General features: G+C 73.4%; 21 protein-coding genes. 11 read left to right on the top strand and 10 right to left on the bottom strand.

Annotation, left to right across the window (positions count from 1 at the left end; translation table 11 throughout):
- Positions 1-39: 39 nt before the first annotated feature.
- Both ABD345_RS20520 and ABD345_RS20515 read right to left on the bottom strand, forming a co-directional pair.
- On the bottom strand, positions 40-744 hold the full coding sequence (locus tag ABD345_RS20520; protein WP_344553839.1) for a TetR family transcriptional regulator: 705 nt from the start codon (positions 742-744) through the stop codon (positions 40-42).
- The gene (locus tag ABD345_RS20515) at positions 741-2,366 is read right to left on the bottom strand and encodes an MFS transporter (protein WP_344553837.1); all 1,626 of its coding nucleotides are present in this window, start codon (positions 2,364-2,366) and stop codon (positions 741-743) included. Before ABD345_RS20515 ends, ABD345_RS20520 begins: the two co-directional genes overlap by 4 nt.
- 213 nt (positions 2,367-2,579) lie before the next feature.
- Here ABD345_RS20515 and ABD345_RS20510 point away from each other — a divergent pair, with 213 nt between their 5' ends.
- Complete coding sequence (locus ABD345_RS20510; RefSeq protein ID WP_344553836.1) at positions 2,580-2,849, top strand: hypothetical protein; 270 nt, start codon at positions 2,580-2,582, stop codon at positions 2,847-2,849.
- Positions 2,850-2,855: 6 nt separating this feature from the next.
- On the opposite strand, the gene trhA is transcribed toward ABD345_RS20510, so the two are convergent.
- The gene (gene trhA / locus ABD345_RS20505) at positions 2,856-3,524 is read right to left on the bottom strand and encodes a PAQR family membrane homeostasis protein TrhA (protein ID WP_380274473.1); all 669 of its coding nucleotides are present in this window, start codon (positions 3,522-3,524) and stop codon (positions 2,856-2,858) included.
- Positions 3,525-3,788: 264 nt separating this feature from the next.
- Here trhA and ABD345_RS20500 point away from each other — a divergent pair, with 264 nt between their 5' ends.
- A complete protein-coding gene (locus ABD345_RS20500) occupies positions 3,789-5,618 on the top strand; it encodes a phosphoenolpyruvate carboxykinase (GTP) (protein ID WP_344553833.1) in 1,830 nt (609 codons plus the stop codon).
- Positions 5,619-5,693: 75 nt separating this feature from the next.
- Here ABD345_RS20500 and ABD345_RS20495 read toward each other — a convergent pair whose 3' ends face one another.
- Complete coding sequence (locus ABD345_RS20495; RefSeq protein ID WP_344553832.1) at positions 5,694-6,908, bottom strand: pyridoxal phosphate-dependent aminotransferase; 1,215 nt, start codon at positions 6,906-6,908, stop codon at positions 5,694-5,696.
- A gap of 140 nt (positions 6,909-7,048) precedes the next feature.
- On the opposite strand from ABD345_RS20495, the gene ABD345_RS20490 reads away from it, so the two are divergent.
- On the top strand, positions 7,049-7,720 hold the full coding sequence (locus ABD345_RS20490) for a prepilin peptidase (RefSeq protein WP_344553831.1): 672 nt from the start codon (positions 7,049-7,051) through the stop codon (positions 7,718-7,720).
- A 129-nt stretch (positions 7,721-7,849) separates the two neighbouring features.
- Here ABD345_RS20490 and ABD345_RS20485 read toward each other — a convergent pair whose 3' ends face one another.
- On the bottom strand, positions 7,850-9,451 hold the full coding sequence (locus ABD345_RS20485; protein WP_344553830.1) for a chitinase: 1,602 nt from the start codon (positions 9,449-9,451) through the stop codon (positions 7,850-7,852).
- Between the two features lie 334 nt (positions 9,452-9,785).
- Between ABD345_RS20485 and ABD345_RS20480 the strand changes: the two genes are divergently transcribed.
- From ABD345_RS20480 to ABD345_RS20465, 4 genes are all read left to right on the top strand, one after another.
- Positions 9,786-10,580 carry an isoprenyl transferase gene (locus ABD345_RS20480; RefSeq protein ID WP_344553829.1) on the top strand — a complete coding sequence of 265 codons (795 nt, stop codon included), beginning with the start codon at positions 9,786-9,788 and terminating at the stop codon, positions 10,578-10,580.
- Between the two features lie 191 nt (positions 10,581-10,771).
- On the top strand, positions 10,772-12,103 hold the full coding sequence (gene phoH2 / locus ABD345_RS20475) for an RNA 5'-3' helicase PhoH2 (RefSeq protein WP_344553827.1): 1,332 nt from the start codon (positions 10,772-10,774) through the stop codon (positions 12,101-12,103).
- A gap of 406 nt (positions 12,104-12,509) precedes the next feature.
- Complete coding sequence (locus ABD345_RS20470) at positions 12,510-13,187, top strand: aggregation-promoting factor C-terminal-like domain-containing protein (protein ID WP_344553826.1); 678 nt, start codon at positions 12,510-12,512, stop codon at positions 13,185-13,187.
- A gap of 428 nt (positions 13,188-13,615) precedes the next feature.
- Positions 13,616-15,055, top strand: coding sequence for an AI-2E family transporter (locus tag ABD345_RS20465; protein WP_344553824.1), 1,440 nt, complete (start codon positions 13,616-13,618; stop codon positions 15,053-15,055).
- Between the two features lie 95 nt (positions 15,056-15,150).
- Here the strand turns inward: ABD345_RS20465 and ABD345_RS20460 are convergent, their stop codons facing one another.
- Together ABD345_RS20460 and ABD345_RS20455 are read right to left on the bottom strand one after the other, a co-directional pair.
- Positions 15,151-15,684: an alkyl hydroperoxide reductase gene (locus ABD345_RS20460; RefSeq protein WP_344553823.1), complete on the bottom strand. Its 534-nt coding sequence runs from the start codon at positions 15,682-15,684 to the stop codon at positions 15,151-15,153.
- 4 nt (positions 15,685-15,688) lie between these two features.
- A complete protein-coding gene (locus ABD345_RS20455; RefSeq protein ID WP_030460559.1) occupies positions 15,689-16,240 on the bottom strand; it encodes a peroxiredoxin in 552 nt (183 codons plus the stop codon).
- 165 nt (positions 16,241-16,405) lie between these two features.
- On the opposite strand from ABD345_RS20455, the gene ABD345_RS20450 reads away from it, so the two are divergent.
- The 3 genes from ABD345_RS20450 to ABD345_RS20440 all read left to right on the top strand — a co-directional run bounded on the left by ABD345_RS20450 (position 16,406) and on the right by ABD345_RS20440 (position 19,168).
- Positions 16,406-17,347: a LysR substrate-binding domain-containing protein gene (locus ABD345_RS20450; RefSeq protein ID WP_344553822.1), complete on the top strand. Its 942-nt coding sequence runs from the start codon at positions 16,406-16,408 to the stop codon at positions 17,345-17,347.
- A gap of 121 nt (positions 17,348-17,468) precedes the next feature.
- Positions 17,469-18,443 (top strand): AAA family ATPase, encoded by a 975-nt coding sequence (locus ABD345_RS20445; protein ID WP_344553821.1) that lies wholly within the window; start codon positions 17,469-17,471, stop codon positions 18,441-18,443.
- Positions 18,440-19,168 (top strand): HNH endonuclease, encoded by a 729-nt coding sequence (locus tag ABD345_RS20440; RefSeq protein ID WP_344553820.1) that lies wholly within the window; start codon positions 18,440-18,442, stop codon positions 19,166-19,168. Before ABD345_RS20445 ends, ABD345_RS20440 begins: the two co-directional genes overlap by 4 nt.
- 65 nt (positions 19,169-19,233) lie before the next feature.
- On the opposite strand, the gene ABD345_RS20435 is transcribed toward ABD345_RS20440, so the two are convergent.
- The 3 genes from ABD345_RS20435 to ABD345_RS20425 all read right to left on the bottom strand — a co-directional run bounded on the left by ABD345_RS20435 (position 19,234) and on the right by ABD345_RS20425 (position 25,233).
- Positions 19,234-21,024, bottom strand: a complete 1,791-nt coding sequence (locus ABD345_RS20435; protein ID WP_344553819.1) for an ATP-binding SpoIIE family protein phosphatase — start codon at positions 21,022-21,024, stop codon at positions 19,234-19,236.
- A gap of 52 nt (positions 21,025-21,076) precedes the next feature.
- Positions 21,077-21,814, bottom strand: coding sequence for a class I SAM-dependent methyltransferase (locus tag ABD345_RS20430; RefSeq protein WP_344553818.1), 738 nt, complete (start codon positions 21,812-21,814; stop codon positions 21,077-21,079).
- A gap of 437 nt (positions 21,815-22,251) precedes the next feature.
- Entirely contained in the window at positions 22,252-25,233 is a 2,982-nt protein-coding gene (locus tag ABD345_RS20425; protein ID WP_344553817.1) for an AfsR/SARP family transcriptional regulator, read from the bottom strand.
- 212 nt (positions 25,234-25,445) lie between these two features.
- Here ABD345_RS20425 and ABD345_RS20420 point away from each other — a divergent pair, with 212 nt between their 5' ends.
- Positions 25,446-25,655 (top strand): hypothetical protein, encoded by a 210-nt coding sequence (locus ABD345_RS20420; RefSeq protein ID WP_344553816.1) that lies wholly within the window; start codon positions 25,446-25,448, stop codon positions 25,653-25,655.
- Positions 25,656-25,716 lie beyond the last annotated feature (61 nt).

Below are 25,716 nucleotides of genomic sequence, written 5' to 3'. Positions count from 1 at the left end.
CGGCCCCGGCCCCGGCTCGGGCCCCGGTGCCGACTCCGGTCAGCGGGCGCCGAGTTCCTGGAGGTGCTGGAGCGACCGGAGGGCCTGGTCGAGCAGGTCGGCGAGGTCGTCCCGGCCGCCGTGGTCGGCCCAGTACAGCGAGGTCTCGGTGAGCGCGGCGGAGATCGCGGCGGCGGTGACCCGCAGTTCGAGGGTGCCGGCGTCCAGGCCGGTCCGCTCGGCGAGCAGGTCGAGCAGCATGCCGCGCGGCTGGCCGGACCCCTCCAGCATCCGGACCCGGACGGACGGGACCGAGGAGGCCAGCCGCATCCGCTCGTACAGTTCGGTGCGCTCCTCCTCGGCGAGCATCCGCCGGACCAGCCCGACCAGCACCTCGCGGGCCGAGGTCAGGAAGGGCTCGTCCTTCGGGCGGGCCCGGATCGCGTCGGCCATCAGCGGGTCGTACTCGTCGGTGAGCAGCAGGTCCTCCTTGACCGGGAAGTACCGGAAGAAGGTGGACGGGGAGACCTCCGCCGCGGCCGCGATCTGGTCGACGGTGGTGGCCTCCCAGCCCTGCTCGGTGAAGAGCCGCAGCGCCTCCCGGCGCAGGGTCTGGCGGGTCTTCAGCTTCTTGCGTTCGCGCAGCGACAGCGGAGCCGCGGCCAGCTCCTCCAGCGAACCCGGCGCACCGGCAGCACTCGGCGTCCCGGTCGCACCGGGGGCGGAGTCGGACGGTCGGGGCCGGGCGCTGCGCGGGGTGGTCATGCGGACGATTCTCCGGGATCGCCCGCCACCGCGGCCACCGGCCGCACCGGAGAGCCGGGGCCCGGGGCGGCGGGGGCCGGTTCGGAGTCGGGCGCGGGGCCCGCGCCGGGGGTCGCGGCCGGGTCGGTGCCGGGCATCCGGGCCGCGACCAGGACGGCGGAGAGCGCCGCGAGGATCCCGGCGACCAGCATCACCAGGGTCATGCCGTGCAGGTAGGCGCCGTGCGCGGACGCGGCCAGCGCCGGGTCGCCGATCCGCTCGGCGACCGCGTCGGCGGCGGTCACCGAGCCGCGGGCCAGGTGCGCGGCGGGTTCGGGCACGGCGCCGGTGTCGAGCCGGTCGCGGTACCCGGCGGCGAGCAGGGCGCCGAAGACGGCGATCCCGACCGCGCCGCCGACCTGGCGGAGCGTCTGGACCAGACCGGAGCCGACCCCGGCCCGGGCGGGCGGCAGCAGGAGCAGCGCGGAGGCGGTCGCGGTGATCAGCACCAGGCCGAGCCCGGCGCCGAACAGCGGCAGCCACAGCGCCGTCCAGCCGTAGCCGTCGTCGGCCGTGGTGCGGCTGCCGAGCAGCAGGGCCAGGGCGGTCAGCAGCAGTCCGGCGCTGATCACCCCGCGCGGGGCGAAGCGGCGCACCAGCGGTTCGCCGAGCCGGGAGGCGACCAGCAGGCCGCCCATCATCGGCATCAGGCGCAGCCCGCTGCCGAGCGCGTCGGTGCCCAGCACGCTCTGGAAGTAGGCGGGCAGCACGAAGAAGCCGCCGAGCAGGACGACCGAGACCAGGGTGACGGCGGTGCTGCACCAGCGGAACACCGGTTCGGCGAGCAGGCGCAGGTCCAGCATCGGGTGCTCGCGGCGGCCGCTGCGCCGCACCAGCCAGGTCAGTGCGAGCAGGGCGCCGACCAGCGCGCCGAGCACCCGGCCGTCGCCCCAGCCGAGGTCGCCGCCCTCGATGACGCCCCAGGTCAGCGCGGACAGGCCGCCGGCGGCGAGGAGCGCGGCGAGCGGGTCGATCCGGGGTGCGGACGGGTCGGCGGACTCGGGGAGCAGCAGCAGGCAGGCGACGGTGCCCAGCAGCACCAGCGGCACGTTGACCAGGAAGATCGAGCCCCACCAGTAGTGGCGCAGCAGCAGCCCGCCGACGATCGGGCCGAGCGGGACGCCGATCGCGGTCATGGTGGTCAGCAGGGCGGTGGCGCGGCGCTGTTCGGCGGGCGGGAAGACGGCGGGGACGACCGCCATCGACATCGGCATCACGAACGCGGCGGCCAGGCCCATCACCGCCCGGGCGGCGATCAGTTCGCCGGGGCCGGAGGCGAGGGTGCCGAGCAGCGAGGCCGCGCCGAACAGGCCGAGGCCGAGGACCAGGGTGCGGCGGCGGCCGAAGCGGTCGCCGAGCAGTCCGGCGGGCAGCAGCGCGGCGGCGAACACCACCGTGTAGGCGTCGACGATCCACTGCTGCTGTCCGGTGCCGGCCGCCAACTGCCGCGCCAGGTCGGGCAGGGCGACGTTCAGCACGGTGGTGTCGAAGCCGATGACGAGCACGCTGAGCGCGACCGCGACCAGGGCGATCCAGCGGCGCGGGTGGGGCGGGGCGGGGGACGGTGCTTGGGGCGCGGGCATGCGGAGCCTCCATCCGGTAGTTTCTCTCAAGTGAGAGTAACTATCAAAAGATGGTTACCGTCAAGCGAAGAGTCTCCTGCGGGATCCCCGCCTCTGTTGTTGACGCGTTGTTGATCCCCCGTTCTCCCGCGGGGCGCGCTGAACATGTCACTGTAGGTGGGGAGTTCCCTGACGGAGTGTCAGGAGACCTGTCGGCCGGCGGGAGGTTTGCCGATGGAGTACGGAGCGGCGCGGTTCTGGAGCGGCGTGGTCGGTGTGCTGGCCGCGCTGGCGGTCATAGCCGGGTACCTGATCGGCGGGGCCCGCCTGGTGTGGGCGGTCTCCGCGGTCGAGGTGCTGGCGGTGATGGCCTGGGTCGGGTACCGGTTCCGGGGGCGGGCCCACCAGCGGGCGGCAGGCGAAGGGCCCGACGCGGCGCACTGCGAGCGCTGTCGTCGGGCCCGGGAGCGGCTGGAGGCCAAGGCCCAGCCGGTTCGCCACTGAGGGGGGTCAGGTGGTGGCGGCGTACGCCACCAGCGAGACCCCCACGTACTGCACGATGAACGCGCCCAGGGTGAAGGCGTGGAAGACCTCGTGGAAGCCGAACCAGCGCGGTGACGGGTTCGGGCGCTTGAGGCCGTAGACCACGCCTCCGACGGTGTAGAGCACGCCGCCGACGACGATCAGCGTCACCACGGCGGGGCCGCCCTTGTGCAGGAAGTCCGGCAGGAAGAACACCGCCGCCCAGCCGAGGGCGACGTAGCACGGGGTGTAGAGCCAGCGCGGCGCGCCGACCCAGAACACCCGGAACGCGATCCCGGCCAGCGCGCCGCCCCAGACCAGCCAGAGCAGCACCTGCTGCCGCGCGCCGTCCAGCAGCAGCATGGTGAACGGGGTGTACGTCCCGGCGATGATCAGGAAGATGTTGGCGTGGTCGAGCCGGCGCAGCACCGCCTCGCCGCGCGGACCCCAGGTGAAGCGGTGGTAGACCGCGCTCACCCCGAACAGCATCCAGGCGCTCACCGAGTAGACGACGCAGGCGACCCGCGCCGCCGTCGAGTCGGCCAGGCAGATCAACACGATTCCGGCGGCCAGGGCGGCCGGGAACATCCCGGCGTGCAGCCAGCCACGCCACTTGGGCTTCACGAGCTCCAGTGCATCCGCGGTCATGGGCAGCATCTTACGGAACCGTAGGTTACTCGCACGTAGTGAAGTGGGCACCCTCACTTTTATCCTGAGTGTACAAATGGCGCCGCGTGATCAAGGTCTCCTCGGGGCAGGCGCGGGATGCCCGGAGCCCTCTGAATCGGACACTGTGGAGTAAAAATCTCGTCAATGCCGCCAATTCGACGAAGAAGCAGTGCCGAACCGGGTCTACCGTGTAACCACCCTCAACCCCCGCGATGCCGTCTCCTGGCCGAGATGGTGTGAAACGGAGCGATCGTGCCGCCTCAGATCTCCGCACTCGCCGAGTCCGCGCCCACCCGCCACCAGCGCCTGGTGGACTGGGTCAACGAGATTGCCGACCTCACCCAGCCGGACCGCGTGGTCTGGTGCGACGGCTCGGAGGAGGAGTACCACCGCCTCGCCGAGCAGCTGGTCGCCCAGGGCACCTTCACCAGGCTCGACCCGGCCAAGCGTCCCAACTCCTACTACGCGGCCTCCGACCCGTCCGACGTCGCCCGCGTCGAGGACCGCACCTTCATCTGCTCCGAGCGCGAGCAGGACGCCGGCCCGACCAACCACTGGAAGGCCCCCGCCGAGATGCGCGAGGTCTTCAGCGGTGAGGACGGCCTGTTCCGCGGCGCGATGCGCGGCCGCACCATGTACGTGGTGCCGTTCTCGATGGGCCCGGTCGGCTCCCCGCTGGCCGCGTACGGCGTCGAGGTCACCGACTCCGCGTACGTGGCCGTCTCGATGCGCGTGATGACCCGGATGGGGCAGGCCGTGCTCGACCAGCTGGGCGAGGACGGCGAGTTCGTCAAGGCCGTGCACACGGTCGGCGCCCCGCTCGCCGAGGGCCAGGACGACGTGCCGTGGCCGTGCAACGGCACCAAGTACATCTCGCACTTCCCGGAGACCCGGGAGATCTGGTCCTACGGCTCCGGCTACGGCGGCAACGCCCTGCTCGGCAAGAAGTGCTACGCGCTGCGGATCGCCTCCACCATGGCCCGCGACGAGGGCTGGCTGGCCGAGCACATGCTGATCCTCAAGCTCACCCCGCCGTCCGGCGAGGTCAAGTACGTCGCCGCCGCCTTCCCGTCCGCCTGCGGCAAGACCAACCTGGCGATGCTCCAGCCGACGATCCCCGGCTGGAAGGTCGAGACGATCGGCGACGACATCGCCTGGATGCGCTTCGGCGCCGACGGCCGGCTCCACGCGATCAACCCGGAGGCCGGGTTCTTCGGCGTCGCCCCCGGCACCGGCGAGGACACCAACGCCAACGCGATCAAGACCCTCTGGGGCAACACCGTCTTCACCAACGTCGCGCTCACCGACGACGGCGACGTGTGGTGGGAGGGCCTCACCGAGCAGCCGCCCGCGCACCTCACCGACTGGCGCGGCGACGACTGGACGCCCGCCTCCGGCACCCCCGCCGCCCACCCGAACGCGCGGTTCGCCGTCCCCGCCGCGCAGTGCCCGACCATCGCCCCCGAGTGGGAGGACCCGGCCGGCGTCCCGATCTCGGCGATCCTGTTCGGCGGCCGCCGGGCCACCGCCGTCCCGCTGGTCACCGAGTCCTTCGACTGGCAGCACGGCGTCTTCCTCGGCGCCAACATCGCCTCCGAGAAGACCGCCGCCGCCGAGGGCACCGTCGGCGAGCTGCGCCGCGACCCGTTCGCGATGCTGCCGTTCTGCGGCTACAACATGGGCGACTACTTCGCGCACTGGCTGAAGGTCGGCGCCGACGCGGACGCCGCCAAGCTGCCGAAGATCTACTACGTCAACTGGTTCCGGAAGGACGCCGGCGGCCGGTTCGTCTGGCCCGGCTACGGCGAGAACAGCCGCGTCCTGAAGTGGATCGTCGAGCGCCTGGAGGGCACCGCGGCGGGCGTCGAGACGCCGATCGGCGTGCTGCCCGGGGCCGACGGCTTCGACCTGGACGGGCTGGAGCTCTCCGAGGCCGACCGCGAGCTGCTGTTCACCGTCGACCGGGAGATCTGGAAGCAGGAGGCCGCGCTCGTCCCGGCCCACCTGGAGCTGTTCGGCACGCACACGCCGCCGGAGCTGTGGGAGGAGTACCGGGCGCTGGTCAAGCGGCTGGGCGACTGACCCGGCAGTGGCGAAACGTTCGCCCCGCGTCCCGGAAGGGGCGCGGGGCGTCGTCGTGCGTGGCCGCGGCGACGGCTACGGCTGCGCGTAGCCGGACAGGAAGTCGCCGATCCGGGTGACCGCGTCCGTGATGTCCTCCGGGCGGGGCAGCGTGACCAGCCGGAAGTGGTCCGGGTCGGGCCAGTTGAAGCCGGTGCCCTGGACGATCAGGATCCGCTGCGAGCGCAGCAGGTCCAGCACCATCTGCGCGTCGTCCTTGATCTTGTAGACCTGCGGGTCGAGCCGCGGGAAGGCGTACAGCGCGCCCTTCGGCTTCACGCAGGAGACGCCGGGGATCTCGTTCAGCAGCTTGTACGCGGCGTCCCGGGAGGCGAGCAGCCGGCCGCCGGGCAGGATCAGGTCCCGGATCGACTGCCGGCCGCCGAGCGCCGCGGCGACCGCGTGCTGGGCGGGCATGTTGGCGCACAGCCGCATCGAGGCCAGCACGTTGAGGCCCTCGATGTAGGAGCGGGCCCGGTGCCGGTCGCCGGAGAGCACCATCCAGCCGGAGCGGAAGCCCGCCACCCGGTAGGACTTGGACATGCCGTTGAAGGTGACGCAGAACAGGTCCGGCGCCAGGGTGGCCAGCGGGGTGTGCTCCACGCCGTCGTAGAGGATCTTGTCGTAGATCTCGTCCGCGTAGATCACCAGCTTGTGGCGGCGGGCGAGCTCGGCGATCCCCTCCAGCAGCTCGCGCGGGTACACCGCGCCGGTGGGGTTGTTGGGGTTGATCACCACGATCGCCCGGGTCCGGTCGGTGACCTTCGCGGCGATGTCGGCCAGGTCCGGGTACCACTCGGCCTGCTCGTCGCAGCGGTAGTGCACCGCCGTGCCGCCGGCCAGCGACACCGAGGCGGTCCACAGCGGGTAGTCGGGCGCCGGGACGAGCACCTCGTCGCCGTCGTCGAGCAGCGCGGTCATGGCGAGCTGGATCAGCTCGGACACGCCGTTGCCCAGGTAGACGTCCTCGACCGACAGCCCGTGCAGGCCGCGCTCCTCGTAGTGCATGACCACGGCGCGGCGCGCCGACAGCAGGCCCTTCGAATCGCCGTAGCCGTGCGCGGAGTTGAGGTTGCGGAGGATGTCCTGGAGGATCTCGGGCGGCGCCTCGAAGCCGAACGCGGCGGGGTTGCCGGTGTTCAGCTTCAGGATGCGGTGGCCCTGCTCCTCCAGCCGCATCGCCTCGTCGAGCACCGGACCGCGGATGTCGTAGCAGACATTGGCGAGCTTGCTGGACTGGATGACCTGCATACCCGCTTACTTTACGGCCGCGTTACGCCGATCACCGAGTGCTGTTCGCCACCTGGACACGGACGGGCGAACGGCCGCCGGACGGTAGGGTCGCGACCGGGCGGCGGGGCTCGTCGGACGGGCCCCGGGGGGAGGGCCGGATGGTCGGGGCAGTGGTCGGAGCCGTGCTGGGACTGCTCGCGGGCGCACCGCTGCGGGCGGCGGTGACGCGCTTCGCGGTGCCGGCCGGCGAACCGCCGCGCAACTGCCTGCCCACCCCGCTGGGCCGGTGCCTGCGGCACGGCGAGCTGCTCGGCCCGCCGCCGCTGGCGGTCGAGGCCGCCGCCGCGGCGCTCGGCGCGGCCCTGGGCGCCTGGGCGCCCGCCCGCTGGCTGCCCGTACTGGTCTGGCTGGCCCTGTTCGGCACCGTGCTGGGCTTCGTGGACGCCGCGGTGAAGCGGCTGCCGGACGCGCTCACCCTGCCGCTGTTCCTGGGCACCGCCGTGCTGGTGCCGCTCACCGACCACCACCCGGCGGTCTGGCGGCGCTGCGCGCTGGCGGCCGTCGGCCTCGGACTGTGCTACCTGCTGCTGGCGCTGCTGGGCCCGATGGGCCTGGGCGACGTCAAACTGGCGCCGAGCCTGGGCGCCGTCCTCGGCCTGGCGGGCTGGCGGACGGTGTACGCGGGCCTCCTCTACACCTGGCTGCTCGCCGCGCTCTGGGCGGTGGCGCTGCTGGTGCTGCGCCGGGCCGGGCGGCGCAGCGAGCTGGCGTTCGGCCCGGCGATGCTGCTGGGCACCCTGGCGGCGGCGCTGGCGGCGGCCGGGAGTTGACCGGACCGGGGCCCGACTCCCTCGCGGCGCAGGGGAAATGGGCGGGGCCCGCCGTACCCCAGCGGTACGGCGGGCCCCTGTGCGTGCACCTACCCCACCCTCAAGGAGCGGTGCACTGGTCCTCGGTGGTTACTGCATGTTGTGCGCGAAGGCGCCGACGTTGTTGGAGAAGTCGTTGCCGTTGTTGGCGTCCCAGTTGGTCGACCAGGTCATCGCGCCGCGGATGGTCGGCCACTTGGCCGGCGGGACGAAGGAGCCGCAGTGGTTGCCGGTGGCCAGGCAGTCCAGCGCGTTGTTCACCACGGTGGAGTTGACGTAGCCGCCGCCCGCCGCCTTGGTGGAGGCCGGGACGCCGATGCCGACCTGGTCCGGACGCAGACCGCCCTGGATGTGGGTGCAGACCTGCGCGGTGATGAAGTCGATGGTGCCCTGGGTGTAGACCTTGCCGTCGCAGCCGTTCATGCCGCCCGAGTTGTAGAACTGGGTGTTGACGACGGTCAGGATGTCCTTGGTGGCGAGCGCCAGCTGGAAGTACGCACCGGCGGTGGAGTACATGCCGATGGTCTCGGGCGCCATGGTCAGGATGAAGTTCGGGCCGACCTTGGCCGCCAGGGTGTGCAGCGCCTGCGCCATGTAGGTGGAGTTGACGCCGTTCTCCAGGTCGACGTCGATGCCGTCGAAGCCGTACTGCTGGATCAGCTTGTAGGCCGAGTCGGAGAACGCGGTGGCGGCGGCGGTGCTGCCGACCGAGATGGCGCCGTTCTGGCCGCCGATGGAGAGGACGACCTTCTTGCCGGCCGCGTGCTTGGCGGCGATGTCGGCCTTGAAGTCGGCGTCGGTGTAGCCGCCGAGCTTGGTGGCCAGCGCCGGGTCCAGGGTGAAGGAGATGCCGCCCTGGGTGGTGGTCGCGTCGGCGAAGGAGACCGCGATGATGTCGTACGCGGACTGCACGTCGCGCAGCTTCTGCACGGTCGAGCCGTTGTCGAAGTTCTGCCAGTAGCCGGTCAGGACGTGCTTCGGCAGGCTGCTGTTCGACGGCGGGTTGCTGGTGCTCGACGAGGCGGACGGCGAGGCGGAGGCCGACGGGGAGGCGCTCTGCGAGGGGGAGGCCGACGCGGAGGGCGAGGCGCTCTTGGACGGCGACGCGGAGGCCGACGGCGAGGCCGAGGTGGCGGAGGCCGACGGGGTCGGGGAGGCGGTGCCGCCCGGGCCGATCAGCTGGATGTCGTCCGCGTAGTAGGTGGGCTGGCCGTACCACCCGTGCACGTACAGGGTGACGCTGGTGGTGTTGGCGCCGGTGGTGAAGCTGGTGTTCAGCTGGTTCCAGGCACTCTGCGCGGACCAGGTGGACGGGTCGGTGCCGCCGGTGCCGCGGGCGCCCAGGTAGACGTACTGGCCCTGGACCCAGCCGTTCAGCGTGTAGGCCGTGTTGGGGAGGACCGAGACGGTCTGGGTGCACTCGGCGGTGTCGCCCGCGCCGGGGGTGGCGGCCAGCGCGCCGGTGCCCGAGTGCACCGGGGTGGAGACCGCGGCGGTGCTGCCGACGCAGGACCAGCCGGACAGGCCGGAGTCGAAGCCGCCGTTGTTGACCAGGTTGCCGACGGCGGCGTTCGCGCCGCCCGCGGTCAGCGCCAGGCCGGTGCCGGCCAGGGCGATCGCGGTGGCGGTGGCGAGGACCGCGGGCATCTTGTTGCGGCGCCGGTGGGACGGCTGCTGCAGGGTACGGGCCATGACAGGCTCCAGTGCGGGAGTGGGGGTGTGGGTGTGGGAGGCACGCTGGGAGACGTCGGGGTAGAGCCGCCGCGGTGGGGGTCGCGGCGGCTCCGCTGTGGGGGAGGGTCCGCTGTGGTGCTGACCACACGCTGGACTAGACCATTGGCAAGCGTCAAGACCCGGAATCCGGTTTAGGGGCCGTTTAAGGATTCGGATACCGTTCCGTAGCTTGTCCCGTGCGCGCACCGTGACAAGACCGGTACCAGCGGTTTTGCCCCGTGCAAACCGGGGCGGAGTAGGCTGCCGCAGGGATTTCGCACCCGGAGCAATCAGCACGGAGGGGCCGTTCACGATGGGTCTGCGCGATGTGGTGGAACGGACGCCGGGGCTGCGCACCCTGCTGGAGCGGGCCTACCGGCTCTACGGCCGCCGGGTCGAGGTGCACCTGGCCAACACCCCGCGCCACATCGGCGTGATCCTGGACGGCAACCGGCGCTGGGCGAAGGCCACCGGCGGCACCACCGCCTACGGGCACCAGCGCGGCGCCGACAAGATCAGCGAGTTCCTGGGCTGGTGCGAGGAGACCGAGGTCCGGGTGGTCACCCTCTGGATGCTCTCCACCGACAACCTGGCCCGCCCCGCCGAGGAGCTCGTCCCGCTGCTCGGCATCATCGAGGACACCGTGCAGGGCCTGGCCGGGGCCGGCCGCTGGAGGGTCCACCCGGTCGGCGCCCTCGACCTGCTGCCCGCCCGCACCGCCGGGGTGCTCAAGCAGGCCGCCCAGGACACCGAGCACGTGGACGGGCTGACCGTCAACGTGGCGATCGGCTACGGCGGCCGCCAGGAGATCGCCGACGCCGTCCGCTCGCTGCTGCAGGAGCACGCCGGCCGCGGCACCTCGATCGAGGAGCTCGCCGAGGTCCTCGACGTCGAGCACATCGCCGAGCACCTCTACACCAAGGGCCAGCCCGACCCGGACCTGGTGATCCGCACCTCCGGCGAGCAGCGGTTGTCCGGTTTCCTGCTCTGGCAGTCCGCGCACAGCGAGTTCTACTTCTGCGAGGCGTACTGGCCGGCCTTCCGGAAGGTCGACTTCCTCCGGGCGCTGCGCGACTACCAGCTCCGCAACCGGCGGATGGGGCGCTGACCGCGGGTCAGGCTCACCTACCCCTGGGGCGGGTGGGAAAACGTTCACCCGTAGTGATCCCGCCGTTCGCTCCGGCGCGAATGCGATGCCCCTCGCCTGGGAACACTCCCTTCAGACCGTCCCCCCGGCCAGCGGGGCCGCGGGGACCGGTGGGCCGCGGGTGACGTCGGGTCACCCGCTCTGGAGGGCTAGTGGTCAGTTCCAAGAGCCGCCGGACACCTGACCGGCGCACGTACGTCCTCGACACCAGCGTGCTCCTGGCCGACCCCCTCGCGATGACGCGGTTCGAGGAGCACGAAGTGGTCCTCCCGGTCGTCGTGGTGACGGAGTTGGAGGCCAAGCGCCACCATCCGGAGCTGGGCTACTTCGCCCGTCAGGCGCTGCGGATGCTGGACGACTACCGGATCCGGCACGGCCGGCTGGACGAACCGATCCCGGTCGGCGAGCTCGGCGGCACCATCCGGGTCGAGCTGAACCACTCGGACACCTCGATCCTCCCGGCCGGCTACCGGGTCGGCGGCGGCGAGGCGGACACCCGGATCCTCGCGGTCGCCCGCAACCTGCAGGCCGAGGGGTACGACGTCACCGTCGTCTCCAAGGACCTGCCGCTGCGGATCAAGGCGAGCTCGGTCGGCCTGCTGGCCGAGGAGTACCGGGCCGAGCTGGCGATCACCTCCGGCTGGACGGGCATGACCGAACTGCACGTCCCCGCCGACCAGGTGGACCAGCTGTTCGCCGGCCAGGAGCACGCCCTGCAGGTGGAGGGCGCCGAGCAGCTCCCGGTGCACACCGGCCTGGTGCTGCACTCCGAGCGCGGCCGGGCGCTGGGCCGGGTGGCCCCCGACGGCCGGGTGCAACTGGTGCGCGGCGACCGCGAGGCGTTCGGCCTGCGCGGCCGCAGCGCCGAGCAGCGGATCGCCCTCGACCTGCTGCTCGACCCGGAGATCGGCATCATCTCGATGGGCGGCCGGGCCGGCACCGGCAAGTCCGCGCTCGCCCTGTGCGCCGGACTCGAAGCCGTCCTGGAGCGCCGCCAGCACCGCAAGGTGATGGTGTTCCGCCCGCTGTACGCGGTCGGCGGCCAGGAGCTCGGCTACCTGCCCGGCAGCGAGGCCGAGAAGATGGGCCCCTGGGCGCAGGCGGTCTTCGACACCCTCTCCGCCGTCACCACGCCGGACGTGATCGAGGAGGTCATCTCCCGCGGGATGCTGGAGGTCCTGCCGCTCACCCACATCCGCGGCCGCTCGCTGCACGACGCCTTCGTGATCGTCGACGAGGCGCAGTCGCTGGAACGGAACGTCCTGCTCACGGTGCTCTCCCGGATCGGCCAGAACTCCCGGGTGGTGCTCACCCACGACGTCGCCCAGCGGGACAACCTGCGGGTCGGCCGGTACGACGGAGTGGTGGCCGTGGTCGAGAAGTTGAAGGGCCACCCGCTGTTCGCCCACATCACGCTCACGCGTTCGGAGCGCTCGCCGATCGCCGCACTGGTGACCGAGATGCTGGAGGACATCCAGCCCTAGGCATAACCGGACAGAACGTGGCAAAGGGGCCTGGCGCATAGCGTCAGGCCCCTGCGCTGTCAGTCGAACTGACGTCGGCTCGACCGCCCGCCGACCAAAGCCGCAGGTCGAAAAGTTTGTGAGATCCGCCACGGCACAGGGAATTGCGTAGACATACCCGCGTGCGGCATGGTGAGGGTTCTGTCAGGCCCCGCGTACGGCAATGCACGCCCGGCAACTCCGGTCGGCGGGCGGAAAACTGAACACCGCAGAGCCGTGCGCCGCTCGATCCAGTCGCAGTCCCGGGCATCCGTCCGGGAGGCGGTTGAGCCCGTGCCTCCCGTGACCAGCGTTCGACGGAGGCCAGTGCCAGGGGCAGATACGCGCCCGTACGGTCACAGGACGGGCGACGCTGGAAGGAAACCATGTGACTCGGATCTCGGTCCGGGGAGTCGCTGTCGTCTCCGCCACCGCGGTGACCGCCGTCGGTGCCGTGGTGGGCGCCGCCTCCGGCAGTGAGGGCAAGGCCGACGTCCAGCCGGTCGACGTCGCGAGCGCCACGCTGTTCGCCGACGCCCCCACCGGTGCGCAGGCCCAGAACGTCAGCGACGGCATCGGCCGTCAGGCCGACGCCCAGCAGGTCTCCGCCGACGCCGCCGCCAAGAAGGCCGCCGAGGAAGCCGCCCGGCAGAAGGCCGCGGCCGACGCCCAGGCCAAGGCCGACGCGGACAAGGCGGCCAAGGAGGCCGAGGAGAAGCGGGTCAAGGAAGAGGCCAGCCGCGCCGCCGCGCGCAGCGTGCTGGCCACCGTCAGCCCCGGCTCCGTCCAGGAGATGGCGCTGCGGATCGTCGGTGACACCAACCAGTTCCAGTGCTTCAGCCAGATCGTGAAGCGCGAGAGCGGTTGGGACTACACCGCCACCAACGCCTCCTCCGGCGCCTACGGCCTGGTCCAGGCGCTGCCCGGCTCCAAGATGGCCTCGGCCGGCGCCGACTGGCGGACCAACCCCGAGACCCAGATCAAGTGGGGCCTCAGCTACATGAACAGCCGCTACGGCAGCCCCTGCGGCGCCTGGTCGTTCTGGCAGGCCCACAACTGGTACTAGGCCCCTCCGGCCGGCACCGACAGGCCCCTCCGGCCGACCCGAGCAGTACGAAGGGCCCCTGATCCCGCCCGCGGGACCGGGGGCCTTCGCGCTGCCGCCGCGAGGCGGTGGCCACGGCGCGGGCCGCCCCGCCCCGGCGGCGCTGACCAGTGCACCGCGGGCGGTGACGGCTCGGTGCGGACGCGGGGGAACGGAGCGGGTCCTGGTTCCTCCGCTCCCGGCCGGTCCGCCTACAGAGGGTCCGTTCTGCTCTGACCCCTTCCCCGCACCGGTCCGGCGAAACCTCCGGGTAGCGGGTGATTTGCCGGATTCCGCCGGCGGTCGGCCGAGACACCCCCGAGACCCGGCCCCCCGGCGGCGGGTAGCGTTCCTCACCGACGGCCGCGCGACCCGCGGCCCAGAACGCACGACACGGGGGAGACCGGGCAGTGACGGAAGAGAACGGCGGTGGCCGCTGGCGCGGCGTCGCCAAGCTGGGAGCGGTCGCGGCCGGCCTGTTCGCCGCCGCCGAACGCCGCCGCCGCGCGGCCATCTCCGCCGAGGCGCACGTCCTCGCCACCGAGCAGGCCGTCGAGCTCGCCGCCGAACGGGCCGCCCTGCGCACCGCCGAACAGACGGCCCGTCAGCTCGCCGACCGGAACGCCCCGGCGGCCGGCGCGGCACCCGCACCACCGGAAGGAGGGGCCGTGCGCACCGACGACACCGTCCCCGCCCCGCGCACCCCGCAGCCCCCCGAGCACCAGCTCGGCAGCGCCCCGCTCGGCCGCCCCGCCAACCCGGTCGACGCCGTGCCCTGGACCCTGCGGGTCGCCGCCGAGTCCACCTGGCGGCTGCTGCTGATCGGCGTCGCCCTCTACGTGGTCTTCCGGGTCATCGACACGCTCAAGCTGGTCGCCTTCTCCGCGGTCGCCGCCCTGCTCATCTCCGCGCTGCTCGAACCCACCGTCTCCTGGCTGCGCCGGCACGGCGTCCCCCGGTCGCTGGCCGCCGCCGTCACCTTCCTGGCCGGCCTGGCCAGCATCGGCCTGGTCGGCTGGTTCGTGTTCTGGCAGGTCTCCAGCAACCTCGACCCGGTCACCAGCCAGGTCCAGGACGGCGTGCGGCAACTGCGCGACTGGCTGCTCAACGGCCCGTTCCACCTCACCCCGGACCAGCTCAACAACGTCACCAACCAGATCACCACCGCCATCGGCAAGAACTCCGAGGCGCTCACCTCGGCCGGCTTCACCGGCGTCACCATCGCCGTCGAACTGCTCACCGGCGTGGTGCTCACCGCGTTCACCACCTTCTTCCTGCTCTACGACGGCGCCCGGATCTGGAGCTGGGTGCTGCGCGGCCTGCCCCGGCACTCCCGCTACGCGATGGCCGGCGCCGGCCCCAAGGCGTGGGCCACCCTCACCGCGTACGTGCGCGGCACCGTCGCCGTCGCCTTCATCGACGCGCTCTGCATCGGCATCGGGCTCGGCATGGTCGGCGTGCCGATGGCGATCCCGCTCGCGGTGATCATCTTCCTGGGCGCGTTCGTGCCGCTGGTCGGCGCCCTGGTCACCGGCACCATCGCGGTGCTGATCGCGCTGGTGGCCACCGCCAGCGTCGGCAAGGCCCTGGTGGTGCTGGTCATCCTGATCGGCGTCCAGCAGCTGGAGGGCCACATCCTGCAGCCGCTCATCCTCGGCCGCGCCGTCCGGGTCCACCCGCTCGCCGTGGTGCTCGGCGTCGCCGCCGGCTCCATCATCGGCGGCATCCCCGGCGCGATCGTCGCCGTCCCGCTGATCGCCGTCACCAACACCGTCACCGGCCACCTGCGCCAGCGCAACGCGGCCGGGCAGGAGGTCTTCCAGGCCATCGAGGCCGCCCGGAAGCAGTAGCGCCCCCGCGCGAGCGGCCCGAGCGGCCCGAGCAGCACGGAAGGTCCGCCCCGGGAGAGAATCCCCTCCCGGGACGGACCTTCCGTGCAGCGGGTTCAGCGCGGCAGCTGCGCCTCCGCGTCCAGCACCGCGGCGACGGCCTGGACGGTCGCGGCGATCTTGACCGCGGCCTGGACCACCTCGCGGTCGACGCCCGCCTTGCGCAGCACGCCCTCGTGCGAGTCGAGGCACTGGCCGCAGCCGTTGATCGCCGAGACGGCGAAGGACCACAGCTCGAAGTCGACCTTGTCGACGCCCGGGTTGCCGATGATGTTCATCCGCAGGCCGGCCCGCATCGTCCCGTACTCCTTGTCGGAGAGCAGGTGCAGCGTCCGGTAGTAGACGTTGTTCATCGCCATGATCGCGGCCGCGCCCTTGGCCGCCTCGTAGGCCTCCGGCTTCAGGTTGGCCTTGGCCTCGGGCTCCAGCTCGCGCAGCACGATCGGGGAGCGGGTGGCCATCGCGCAGGCGAGGACGGTGCCCCAGAGCTGCTGCTCGGGCAGGTCGGAGTTGCCGATCACCGAGCCGAGGTTGAGCTTCAGGTCCTTGGCGTAGTCCGGCAGGGCGGCCTTGAGTTCGTCGAGCGCCATCGGGTCAGCCGGCCAGCAGGGACTGGGCGTCGAGGGTGTCCTCGCCCTTGTTCCAGTTGCACGGGCACAGCTCGTCGGTCTGCAGGGCGTCGAGGACCCGCAGCACCTCCTTGGGGTTCCGGCCGACGGAGCCGGCGGTCACCATGACGAACTGGATCTCGTTGTTCGGGTCGACGATGAACACCGCGCGCTGGGCGGTGCCGTCCGCGCCCTCGACGCCGCAGGCCCGCATCAGGTCGTGCTTGATGTCGGCGAGCATCGGGAACGGCAGGTCGCGCAGGTCCTTGTGGTCCTTGCGCCAGGCGTGGTGGACGTACTCGGAGTCGCCGGAGACGCCGAGGATCTGGGCGTCGCGGTCGGCGAACTCCTCGTTCAGCTTGCCGAACGCGGCGATCTCGGTCGGGCAGACGAAGGTGAAGTCCATCGGCCAGAAGAACACGACCCGCCACTTGCCCTCGTAGGACTTGTGGTTGATCTCGGCGAAGGCGCTCGCGGCGTCGAGGTCCACGCAGGCGTTGAGTTCGTACTCGGGGAACTTGTCGCCGATCGTCAGCACGTCGCATCTCCAGGGTTGGGACGAGGGGTGTCCGGATTGCGGACACTTCCCAGCCTTGCACATGGTTACTGATCAGTGAAATCGGTTCTCCCGGCGCCTCCGATAGGCAAGTCCGATCAGTGCGGCAGACTGGACGGAGCACCTCCGCCGGCAGGAAGCACCACCGTGAAACCCAGCACGCCCCGCACCCCCACCGTCTCCCAGTTGCGGGCCTTCGCCGCGGTCGCCGAGCACCGGCACTTCCGGGACGCCGCCGCCGCGATCGGCAGCAGCCAGTCCGCGCTCTCCGGCGCGGTCGCCGCGCTGGAGGAGTCGCTCGGCGCGCAACTGGTCGAGCGGACCACCCGCAAGGTGGTGATCACCCCGCTCGGGGAGCGGATCGCCGAGCACTCCCGGCGGGTGCTGTCCGCGCTGCACGCGCTCACCGAGGAGGCCGAGGCCGCCCGCCGCCCGTTCACCGGGCCGCTGCACCTCGGGGTGATCCCCACCGTCGCGCCCTACCTGCTGCCCGCCGTGCTGCGACTGGTCCGCGGCTCCTACCCCGACCTCGAACTGCACGTCCACGAGGAGCGCACCCCCTCGCTGCTGAACGGCCTCGGCGACGGGCGGCTCGACCTGCTGCTGCTCGCGCTGCCCGCCGGCGGGCCGCTCCCGGTGGCCGAGATCCCGCTGTTCGACGAGGACTTCGTGCTCCTCGTGCCGCCCGAGCACCACCTCGCCGGACGGGCCGACGTGCCCCGCGACGCCCTGCTCGACCTGGACGTGCTGCTGCTGGAGGAGGGGCACTGCCTGCGCGACCAGGCGCTCGACATCTGCCGCGAGGCCGGCGCCGAACCGGCCGGCGGCAGCACCCGGGCCGCCGGCCTCTCCACCCTGGTCCAACTGGTGGCCGGCGGCCTCGGCGCCACCCTGCTGCCCGCCACCGCCCTCGACGTCGAGACCGGACGCACCGACCGCCTCGCCGCCGTCCGCTTCGCCCACCCCGCCCCCGGCCGCCGGATCGGCCTCGCCCACCGCCCCGGCTCCGCCCGCACCGGCGAGTACGCCCGCTTCGCGGCGGCCCTGCGCGAGGCGCTGCGCGGGCTGCCGGTCCGCCTCGCCGCCTGACGGTCCGCCTCGCCGCCTGACGGCGGGGCCGGCCCGCCCGCCCGTGGACCTCACCGGAACGTGTGACGGCACCACCGGGCAGCCGGGTTGACGACGCGTCACGTTCACCTTCCGGCCGGGCGTGTGCGGGCCGGGCCGTGGGCATAACCCGCTCCGAGGGGGTGGTCCGGTGTACGTGTCGCGGATCAGGGTGTCCGGGGTGAAGTGCTTCAGCGGGGCGCGCGAGGTCGACCTGACCGTCCCGCCCGGCCCCGGCTGGACGGTGTTCGCGGGCCCGAACGGCAGCGGGAAGAGCACCCTGCTGCGGGTGCTCGCGATGGCGCTCGGCGCGCTGCCCGGCGGCCCCGCCGCCCAGTGGGGCGCCGACGGCTGGGCCCGGGCCGACCCGGCCCCGCGCTGGCGGGTCGGCGACCCGCCGGGCCCGCCGCGGGCCCACTACCCGCTGCCCGCCGCGGGCCGCCGCGTCCCGCTGGACGCCGAACTGTCCGCCGAGGTGCTGCCCTCCGGCTGGCGGGTCAGCGACCCCGAACGGCAGTACGTGGCCCGGGCCGGACTGGAACTCCCGCTGGACGAACTCGGCGACGGCACCGCCCGGTTGGTCCGCCTGCTCAGCCAGCTCGCCGCCGCCCCCGCCCCGGGCCCGGTCCTGCTGGACGACCTCGACCGCCACCTGCACCCGTCCTGGCAGCAGCGGATCGGCCCCTGGCTGACCGAGCGCTTCCCGCACGCCCAGTTCCTGGTCGCCACCCACAGCCCGTACGTCTGCCAGGCCGCCGACCCCGGCGCGCTGATCCGGCTCCCCGGCCCCGACGAGGACCGCGCCCCGTACCGGCTGGACGAGGAGATCCGGCAGCGGGTGCTGTACGGCAGCGGCGAGGACACCGCGCTGTCCGAACTGTTCGCCCTGCCCAGCGCCTACTCGCCCGCCGCCGAGGCCGAACGCCGGATGCTGGTGCGCCTGGAGCGCAAGATGTACGCCGGGCAGGCCACCGACGCCGAACTCGCCGAGTACCGCGAACTCGGCGCCAAGCTCAACAGCTCGCTCACCGCCCGGGTCGACGAGGTCACCGCCCGGCTGCTCGGCAGGGACGGGTGATCCCGCTCCAGCGGCCGCCGCTGCAACCCCGGCTGGCCGCCGAACTCGCCCGCGCCACCGAACGGATACGCACCGACGGCCCCAACACCGCCGGCGGCCGCGCCGCCTGGCGCCGCGCGGTGCGGCCCAAGGCCCAACTGCGGCTGATGCTGCGGCAGATGGCACCCGGCCTGGAGCGCTGCATGTACTGCGGCGACAACCTGGGCACCGACATCGACCACTTCGAACCGATCGCCCAGGCCCCGCTGCGCACCTTCGACTGGCAGAACCACCTGCTGGCCTGCGCGCACTGCAACAGCAACCGCAAGCGCGACCGCTTCCCGCGCGACCCCGCCACCGGCGACGGCCTGCTGGTCGACCCCTGCCGCGAGGACCCGGCCGACCACCTGCGGCTCTATCTGGACTCCGGCGCCTACGACCCGCTGACCGTCCGCGGCGCGGCCACCATCGAGGTGTTCGGCCTCAACGAACGCCCCGAACTGGTCCGCGGCCGCCGGATGATGTTCGCCGTGGTCAAGGCCCTGCTGCTGACCTGGCGGGCCGCCGCCACCTCCGCCGAGGCCGCCGAGTACGCCGCCGCCCTGCGCGAGATCCACCACGCCGACGTGCTGCGCACCGTCCTCGCCCTGCGCCGCCGCCGCCCGCTGGCCCTCGCCGTGCTCGGCCCGGACGTGCTGGACGCGCTCGACCGGCTGGCCGGCGCCGACCCCGGCCTGTCGGCCTGAAGGCGGCAACACGCTCCGCCCGCCCGGCCGTCGACCCCCTGCCCGCGCCGGAGCCGCGGCCCGGTTCAGACCGGCCGGCCCGGCCCGAGCCGCTGCTCGAACCAGACCACCTTGCCAGCGCCCAGCCGGGTCGCCCCCCAGCGGTCCGCGCACCGGGCCACTATCTGCAGCCCGCGCCCGCGCTCCTCGTCCGGCCCGGCCCGGCGGGTGCGGGGCAGCGCGGGGGAGTCGTCACCGACCTCGCAGCGCAGCAGCGAGGTGCGCACCAGCCGCAGCGTCACCGGCCGGGTGGCGTGCTGGATCGCGTTGGTGACCAGCTCGCTGACCATCAACTCGCAACTCTCCGCCAGGTGTTCGAGCCCCCACCGGCGCAGCGCGTGCCCGGCCAGCCGACGCGCCCGACCCGGTGTCTCGTGCCGCGGCTGCAGGTGCCAGTGCGCGACGTCCTCGGCCGGGATGCCGTCGAACGCGGCCGCCAGCAGCGCGATGTCGTCCGCCCGGTCGCCCGGCGGCAGGATCCGCAGCGCCTCCTGGCACAGCTGCTCCGGCGCGAGCCGGTTCCCGCCCGCGAGCCGGGCCCGCAGCAGCTCCAGGCCGGTGCCCAGCGGGCGGCGGCGGGTCTCCACCAGGCCGTCGGTGAACAGCAGCAGCGCCGAACCGGGCGGCGCGGGCAGCTCCACCGAGGAGAAGTCCACCCCGCCGACGCCGATCGGGGCGCCCGGCGGCAGCTCCAGCAGCTCGCTGACGCCGTCCGGGCCGATCAGCACCGGCGGCACGTGCCCGGCGTTGGCGATCCGCACCCGGCCCGCGATCGGGTCGTACACCGCGTACACGCAGGTCGCCAAGTGGTGCTCGCGGCCCAGCCGTTGGGCCTGCTCGTCGAGGTGGTACAGCACCTCGTGCGGCGGCAGGTCCAGGCCCGCCAGGGTCTGCGCGGAGGTGCGCAGCTGGCCCATCACGGCGGCCGAGGTCAGCGAGTGGCCCATCACGTCGCCGGTGATCAGCGCGACCCGGTTGCCCGGCAGCGGGATCGAGTCGTACCAGTCGCCGCCGACCTGCGCGCCGCGCTCGCCCGGCAGGTAGCGGTGCGCCAGCCGGACGCCGTGCGGCTGCGGCAGGTGCGCGGGCAGCATCGAGCGCTGCAGCTCGTCGGCGATCTCCCACTCGCGGGTGTAGCGCAGCGCGGTGTCCACCGCCAGGCCGCCGTGGGTGGCCAGGTGCGCGGCGGTCGCCGTGTCGGCCGGGTCGAAGTCCGCCGGGGTGCCGTCCGCGCCCGGGCGGCGCACCAGCAGCAGCATGCCGAGCGCGGCCTGCCGCCCGTGCAGCGGCAGCGCCAGCAGCGCCGTCCCGGCCGGGAGCCGGCCCAGCGCCCGGGCGCCGAGCAGTTCGGCGGCCAGGCCGCCGCGAGCGGCCCGCCCGGCGTCCAGCACGGTCGGCCCGTTCGGGGAGCGGCAGGCCAGGGCGCGTTCCAGGGCGCTGCCGGGCAGCACCGGTCGCACCCCGGCGCGGCGGCCCAGCCGGGTGCCGCAGGTGTGGCGCACCGACAGCGCCCGCGGCGGGCCCGGGTCGCGCTCGACGTCCGGCAGCGGGTCGCGGACCAGCACCACCAGGGCGTCCGCCACCGCCGGGACCAGCACCCGGCCCAGGTTGCGCAGGGTGGCGGTCAGGTCGAGCGAGCTGTTGATCCGCCGGGCCGCCCGGTCCAGCGCGGCCAGCCGCTCCGCCAGCCGTTCGGGCCCGGCGGAGGGCACTTCGCCGGAGGGCACCCCGCCGGAGGCACCCTCGCCGGGCGGCGGGTGCCGCTGGACGGGTACGGCGGGGGACTGCCCCGCCAAGGGCTCCAGGTGGTCGCGCACGGGCTGCCCGATCTGTACAGGTGTGGTATCGGGGAAGGGTACTGATGCCGCGTCAGCCGGTGCGCCGACAGCGCAGGTACAGCTGGGTCTCCGGCGGCTGCGTGGACCCGGCGGGCGCGTACGACCGGCTGTCCGTCGACTCCACCGCGAACCCGGCGCCGGTCAGCAGCCCGGCCAGCTCCTCGCGCAGGTACCCGCTGACCCGGATCTCCTGCTCCAGGAACGGCAGCGGCGCGTCGTCCAGGTCGGCCTCGACCATGCCCAGCGCCAACAGGCCGCCCGGGCGCAGCAGTTCGCGGATCCGGCCGAGCGTCTCGGCGATCTCGGCGCGGGGCAGCATCAGCAGCGAGAAGAACGCCGCCGCGGCGTCCAGCGAGCCGTGCCCGGCCGGGCCCAACTCCGGTGCGCCCCAACGGGACCCGGCGCTCTCCAGACCGAGGTCGAGGACGTCCATCCGGTGGAACGCGGCCGCCGGGACGGCCGCCCGGGCCTGCGCCAGCATGCCCTCCGACAGGTCGACGCCGGTCACCCGCAGCCCGCCGTCGGCCAGTTGGCGGGCGGTCGGCTCGCCGGCCCCGCAGCCCACGTCCAGCACCCGGGCGCCGGCGGGGAGTTCGGCCAGCAGCCAATCACCGCACGCGAGCTGCCCGGCCCTGGCCGGAAACACCTCCTGGTAGCGGCCCCCGATCGCGTCGAACACGGCGGCCTGGCGGGCCCGTTCGGCCCGGCGCGCAGCCGCCGCGGACGCCCGGCCGGCGTCGGCGGAGGCAGTGTGCTGTTCGTCCGTCACGATGATCTGGGCACCTCTCCCGCGTGCGTCCTGCCCTGCCCGTCGTGGCCCGCGCTCCACTCCCGACCCTGGCCTTCGAGGATAAACGCGATCACCGCACCGTGGAGTCCGTTTCCGGCCAACTCGTGCGCCGTTGGGCGCTTATCGCCCGCCGGCGGAAGCACACCGGGGCCCGCGACGGAGCGCGCCGCGGCCCCGCGCGCCGCACGGCGCGACCGCGCCGGGCCCGCGACCTGTGCCGACGCGCCCTCCCGTACCCGGTCGACGTCCTGGCCGCAGGCGTTTATCGAACGTCAATCGCCGGATGTCAGAGTCCTCTCAGCGCCGGGGAAGCGTCAAGGTGTTCCCGCAGCCGGGGGGCTGCGGGGACGCCGACGCTCCCGGGGGAAGGCTTCCGGCCGGGGGGACCAGGGGGGTACCGCGGGGGGAACGGAAGCCTACGGCGCGACGGGGGGAACAGGGGGAGGGGAAGGCTCGGTGTGCCGAGAAGCGATGAGGTCCTGCACCGGCCGGGCCTCGGGCACACCGAGCCGGGTGAACACCGTGAGCGCCTCCTGGAGACAGGCCAGCCCGCGCGAGGGCTGTCCCAGCTCCAGGAGCGCCTCGCCCAGCGCCGCGTTCGCCATGCCCTGGCAGTACGCGGCCTCGATCTCCCGGGCGATCGACAACGACTCCTCGGCCGCCTCCGCCGCCGCCGCGAACTGACCGTCCGCGAGCAGGCAGGCCGCCAACCGGGCCAGCGAGTAGCCCTCCCAGATCGGGTGCTGCTGCTGCCGGTACAGCTGGTGCGCCTCCCGCAGGTGCACCGCCGCCTCGCCGGGCGAACCGGTCGCGCGCAGCACCACGCCCAACTGGTAGAGCGTGTCCGCCAGGCACGGCACGTTCCCGGACGCCCGGGCCGCCGCCACCGCCGCGCGGGCGGCTTCCACGGCCTCGGCGTGCCGGTCCAGGCCGACGTAGGCGCGGGCCATGTTGCCCAGCAGGCGGGCCTCGCTGATCGGGGAGTCGAAGTGCCGGGCCGCCTCCTGCGCCTGCTGGTAGAAGGACAGGGCCTCGGCGGGCCGGCCGGCCAGGGTGAGCGTGATGGCCAGGCCGTTGGCGGTGGTCAACCGGAGCACGGTGGCCCGATCGACGGGTTGCAGGGCCAGGCTGAGGGCCAACGACTCCTCGGACGCGGCGAGCTCGGAGGCGGTCCGGTGGATCTGGCCGAGCGCGTGGTGCACACAGGCCAGGGTCTCCGGGGCCCGCAGGGCCACCGGGCTCACCGCGGCGGCTCGGAGCATGGTGAGGAACCGCGGGGCGAGCGTCGGGTCCTCGCTCACGAACGTCAGGTTCTGCAGGATGTCCACGGTGGGTTGCAACAGGTCGAGCGGGGCGTCGGCGGCGGCCTCGACGGCACCCAGCAGGACGCCGATCTCGGTCCGGAGCCAGTTGCGGGCCGCGTGGTCGTCGACGAACGACTGGCCGCTCGAATCGGCCCGGTGCAGCGGCTCGATGGCCAGGTCGTCCGGCTCGATCACCTGCCGGGCGTTGTGCATGGTGGCGTGCAGCAGGTCCAGCAGCCGCAGCAGTGCCGCCTGCTGCTGCTCGACGTCCCCCAGTTTGGCGTTCTGCCGCTGCGCGTACAGGCGCAGCAGGTCGTGGTAGCGGTAGCGGCCGGGGGTGAAGCACTCCAGCATGTTGGCCTCGACCAGGGCCTCCGCCAGGTCCTCGGCCTCCTGCTCGGGGGCGCCGAGCAGCGCGGCGACGGCCGACAGCGGCAGGTCGGGGGAGTCGACCAGGGCGAGCAGCCGGAACGCCCTGGCCTCCTCCGGCCGGAGCTGGGCGTAACCGAGCCCCAGGGTGGTCTCCACGGCGAGGTTGCCGAGCTGGAGCTCCTGGAGCCGGTTGCGCTGGTCCGCTAACCGCCGGGCCAGGTCGGAGACGCTCCAGCGCGGCCGGCTGGCCAGCCGGGCGGCGGCGATCCGGACCGCCAGCGGCAGGAACCCGCAGGAGGTCACCACCTGCAGCGCGGCCTCCGGCTCGGCGCCGACCCGCTCGGCGCCGACGATCGCCGAGAACAGCGCGAGCGCCTCGTCCGGGGTCAGCTCCTCGATGTCGACCAGGTGCGCGCCGGGCAGTTCGGCCAGCCGGGAGCGGCTGGTCACCATCACCGCGTTGCCGGAGACGCCGGGGATCAGCGGGCGCAACTGCCCGGCGTCGCGGGCGTTGTCGAGCAGGATCAGCATCCGCTTGTCGGCCAGCAGCGAGCGGTACAGCGCGGCGCGCTGGTCCAGCGAGTCGGGGGTGTCGGAGGAGCCGAGCGCGTGCAGGAAGTCGCCGAGCACCACGGCCGGGTCGGCGGGGGAGGCGCCCGCGCCGCGCAGGTCCACGTACAGCTGCCCGTCCGGGAAGTCCGGCCGCAGCGAGTGCGCCACGTGCACCGCGAGGGTGGTCTTGCCGACGCCGCCGATGCCGGCCAGCGAGGTCACCACGACGGCTTGGCCGGAACCCGCCCTCAGCACGTCCCGGAGTTCACCCACCATCTTGCTGCGACCGCTGAAGTCCGAGACGTCGGCGGGGAGTTGGGCGGGCGGAACGAAGGCGGCCGGTTCCTCGGCGGCCTTCGGCGGGGCGGCCGAGGGCGCCAGCAGCTCCGGGTCGCCGGCCAGGATCCGGGCGTGCATCGCGGACAGCCCGCCGCCCGGCTCCACGCCCAGCTCGTCGATCAGCAGCTTGCGGGTGTCCGCGTACACGCCCAGCGACTCGGCCTGCCGACCGCTGCGGTACAGCGCCAGCATCAGCAGCTCGCGCAGCCGTTCGCGCAGCGGGTGCGCGGCGGACAGCGAGTTCAACTCGGCCACCACGTCCGCGTGCAGGCCGATCTCCAGGGCCAGCGCGCAGCGCTCCTCGGCCACCGCGAGCTGCCGCTCGGCCAGTCGGCCGCGCTGGGTCTCGGCGTACGGCCCGGGCACGCCGGGCAGCGGACGGCCGCGCCACAGGTCGAGCGCGGCGACCAGGGTGTCGTGGGCGGGGCGCAGGCCGCCGTCGGTCCGGGCGGCGGACGCCTCGGCGACCCGCTGCTCGAAGACCGTCGCGTCCAGGGCGTCGGCCGGGATCCGCAGCGCGTAGCCGTCGGTCATCGAGACCAGGACCTCGGAGGGCTTGCGGGCGGCGCGGTTGGGCTCCAGCACCGAGCGCAGCCGGGAGACGTAGGTGCGCAGCGCGGCCACCGCCTGCGGCGGGGTGCGCTCCCCCCAGATGCCGTCCACCAGGTCGTCGGTGGTCACCGGGCGGCCCTCGCTGAGCAACAGGGCGACCAGGACGGCCTGTTGCTGCGGTGAGCCGAGCGCCAGCGGCACACCGCCGCGCCAAGCCTGGACAGGCCCGAGCACTTGGAAACGCAACGCCTCGGCGGAGCGCGTGTCCTGATGCTCCATGTCCTCCCCTGTGGCCGATGAACCGTCTCTTCCCCCGCACAGCCCCCGGTCGTGTGGGGGCGACAGCTTATGAGGAAGCGCGCAAACGTCCACCAAGTGGATGCGCGGTGCGACGTTTATAAGACATTTAGCGGTCCCTACGATACTGTCCGCGCGCCCGACGACAGTCGCCCGGGTGATCGAACCCTCTCAGCTGAAAGGCGGCCCGCCCCATGGCCGACGAGACCACCACCGCCGTTCCCGAGGCCGAGCCGGCCGCGGCCCCGGTCGAGCACACCGCCGAAGCCGCCGACCCGAACGCGATCGAGCACGCCCTCGACGTGCTGGCCGCGGGACAGCCCACCGCGCCCGCCGTCGAGAAGATCGAGCCCGGTGACGACGAGACCTTCGAGCCGCTCGGCACCGTCCTCAACTGCCCGTGAACCGCCCCCGCGCGACCAGAACGAGCCCCGACCCTCACCGGCCGGGGCTCGTCCCGTTCCC

The sequence above is a fragment of the Kitasatospora saccharophila genome (assembly GCF_039529925.1).
Taxonomy (GTDB): Bacteria; Actinomycetota; Actinomycetes; order Streptomycetales; family Streptomycetaceae; genus Kitasatospora; species Kitasatospora saccharophila.
This window is presented reverse-complemented; position numbering and strand designations above follow the sequence as displayed.

Bases quoted from the DNA above. Each gene is read 5' to 3' on its own strand.
- ABD345_RS20420 (WP_344553816.1), top strand. From the start codon at position 25,446: ATGGCCGACGAGACCACCACCGCCGTTCCCGAGGCCGAGCCGGCCGCG.
- ABD345_RS20515 (WP_344553837.1), bottom strand. From the start codon at position 2,366: ATGCCCGCGCCCCAAGCACCGTCCCCCGCCCCGCCCCACCCGCGCCGC.
- trhA (WP_380274473.1), bottom strand. From the start codon at position 3,524: ATGCTGCCCATGACCGCGGATGCACTGGAGCTCGTGAAGCCCAAGTGG.
- ABD345_RS20490 (WP_344553831.1), top strand. From the start codon at position 7,049: ATGGTCGGGGCAGTGGTCGGAGCCGTGCTGGGACTGCTCGCGGGCGCA.
- ABD345_RS20510 (WP_344553836.1), top strand. From the start codon at position 2,580: ATGGAGTACGGAGCGGCGCGGTTCTGGAGCGGCGTGGTCGGTGTGCTG.
- ABD345_RS20495 (WP_344553832.1), bottom strand. From the start codon at position 6,908: ATGCAGGTCATCCAGTCCAGCAAGCTCGCCAATGTCTGCTACGACATC.
- ABD345_RS20485 (WP_344553830.1), bottom strand. From the start codon at position 9,451: ATGGCCCGTACCCTGCAGCAGCCGTCCCACCGGCGCCGCAACAAGATG.
- ABD345_RS20480 (WP_344553829.1), top strand. From the start codon at position 9,786: ATGGGTCTGCGCGATGTGGTGGAACGGACGCCGGGGCTGCGCACCCTG.
- ABD345_RS20425 (WP_344553817.1), bottom strand. From the start codon at position 25,233: ATGGAGCATCAGGACACGCGCTCCGCCGAGGCGTTGCGTTTCCAAGTG.
- ABD345_RS20460 (WP_344553823.1), bottom strand. From the start codon at position 15,684: ATGGCGCTCGACGAACTCAAGGCCGCCCTGCCGGACTACGCCAAGGAC.
- ABD345_RS20520 (WP_344553839.1), bottom strand. From the start codon at position 744: ATGACCACCCCGCGCAGCGCCCGGCCCCGACCGTCCGACTCCGCCCCC.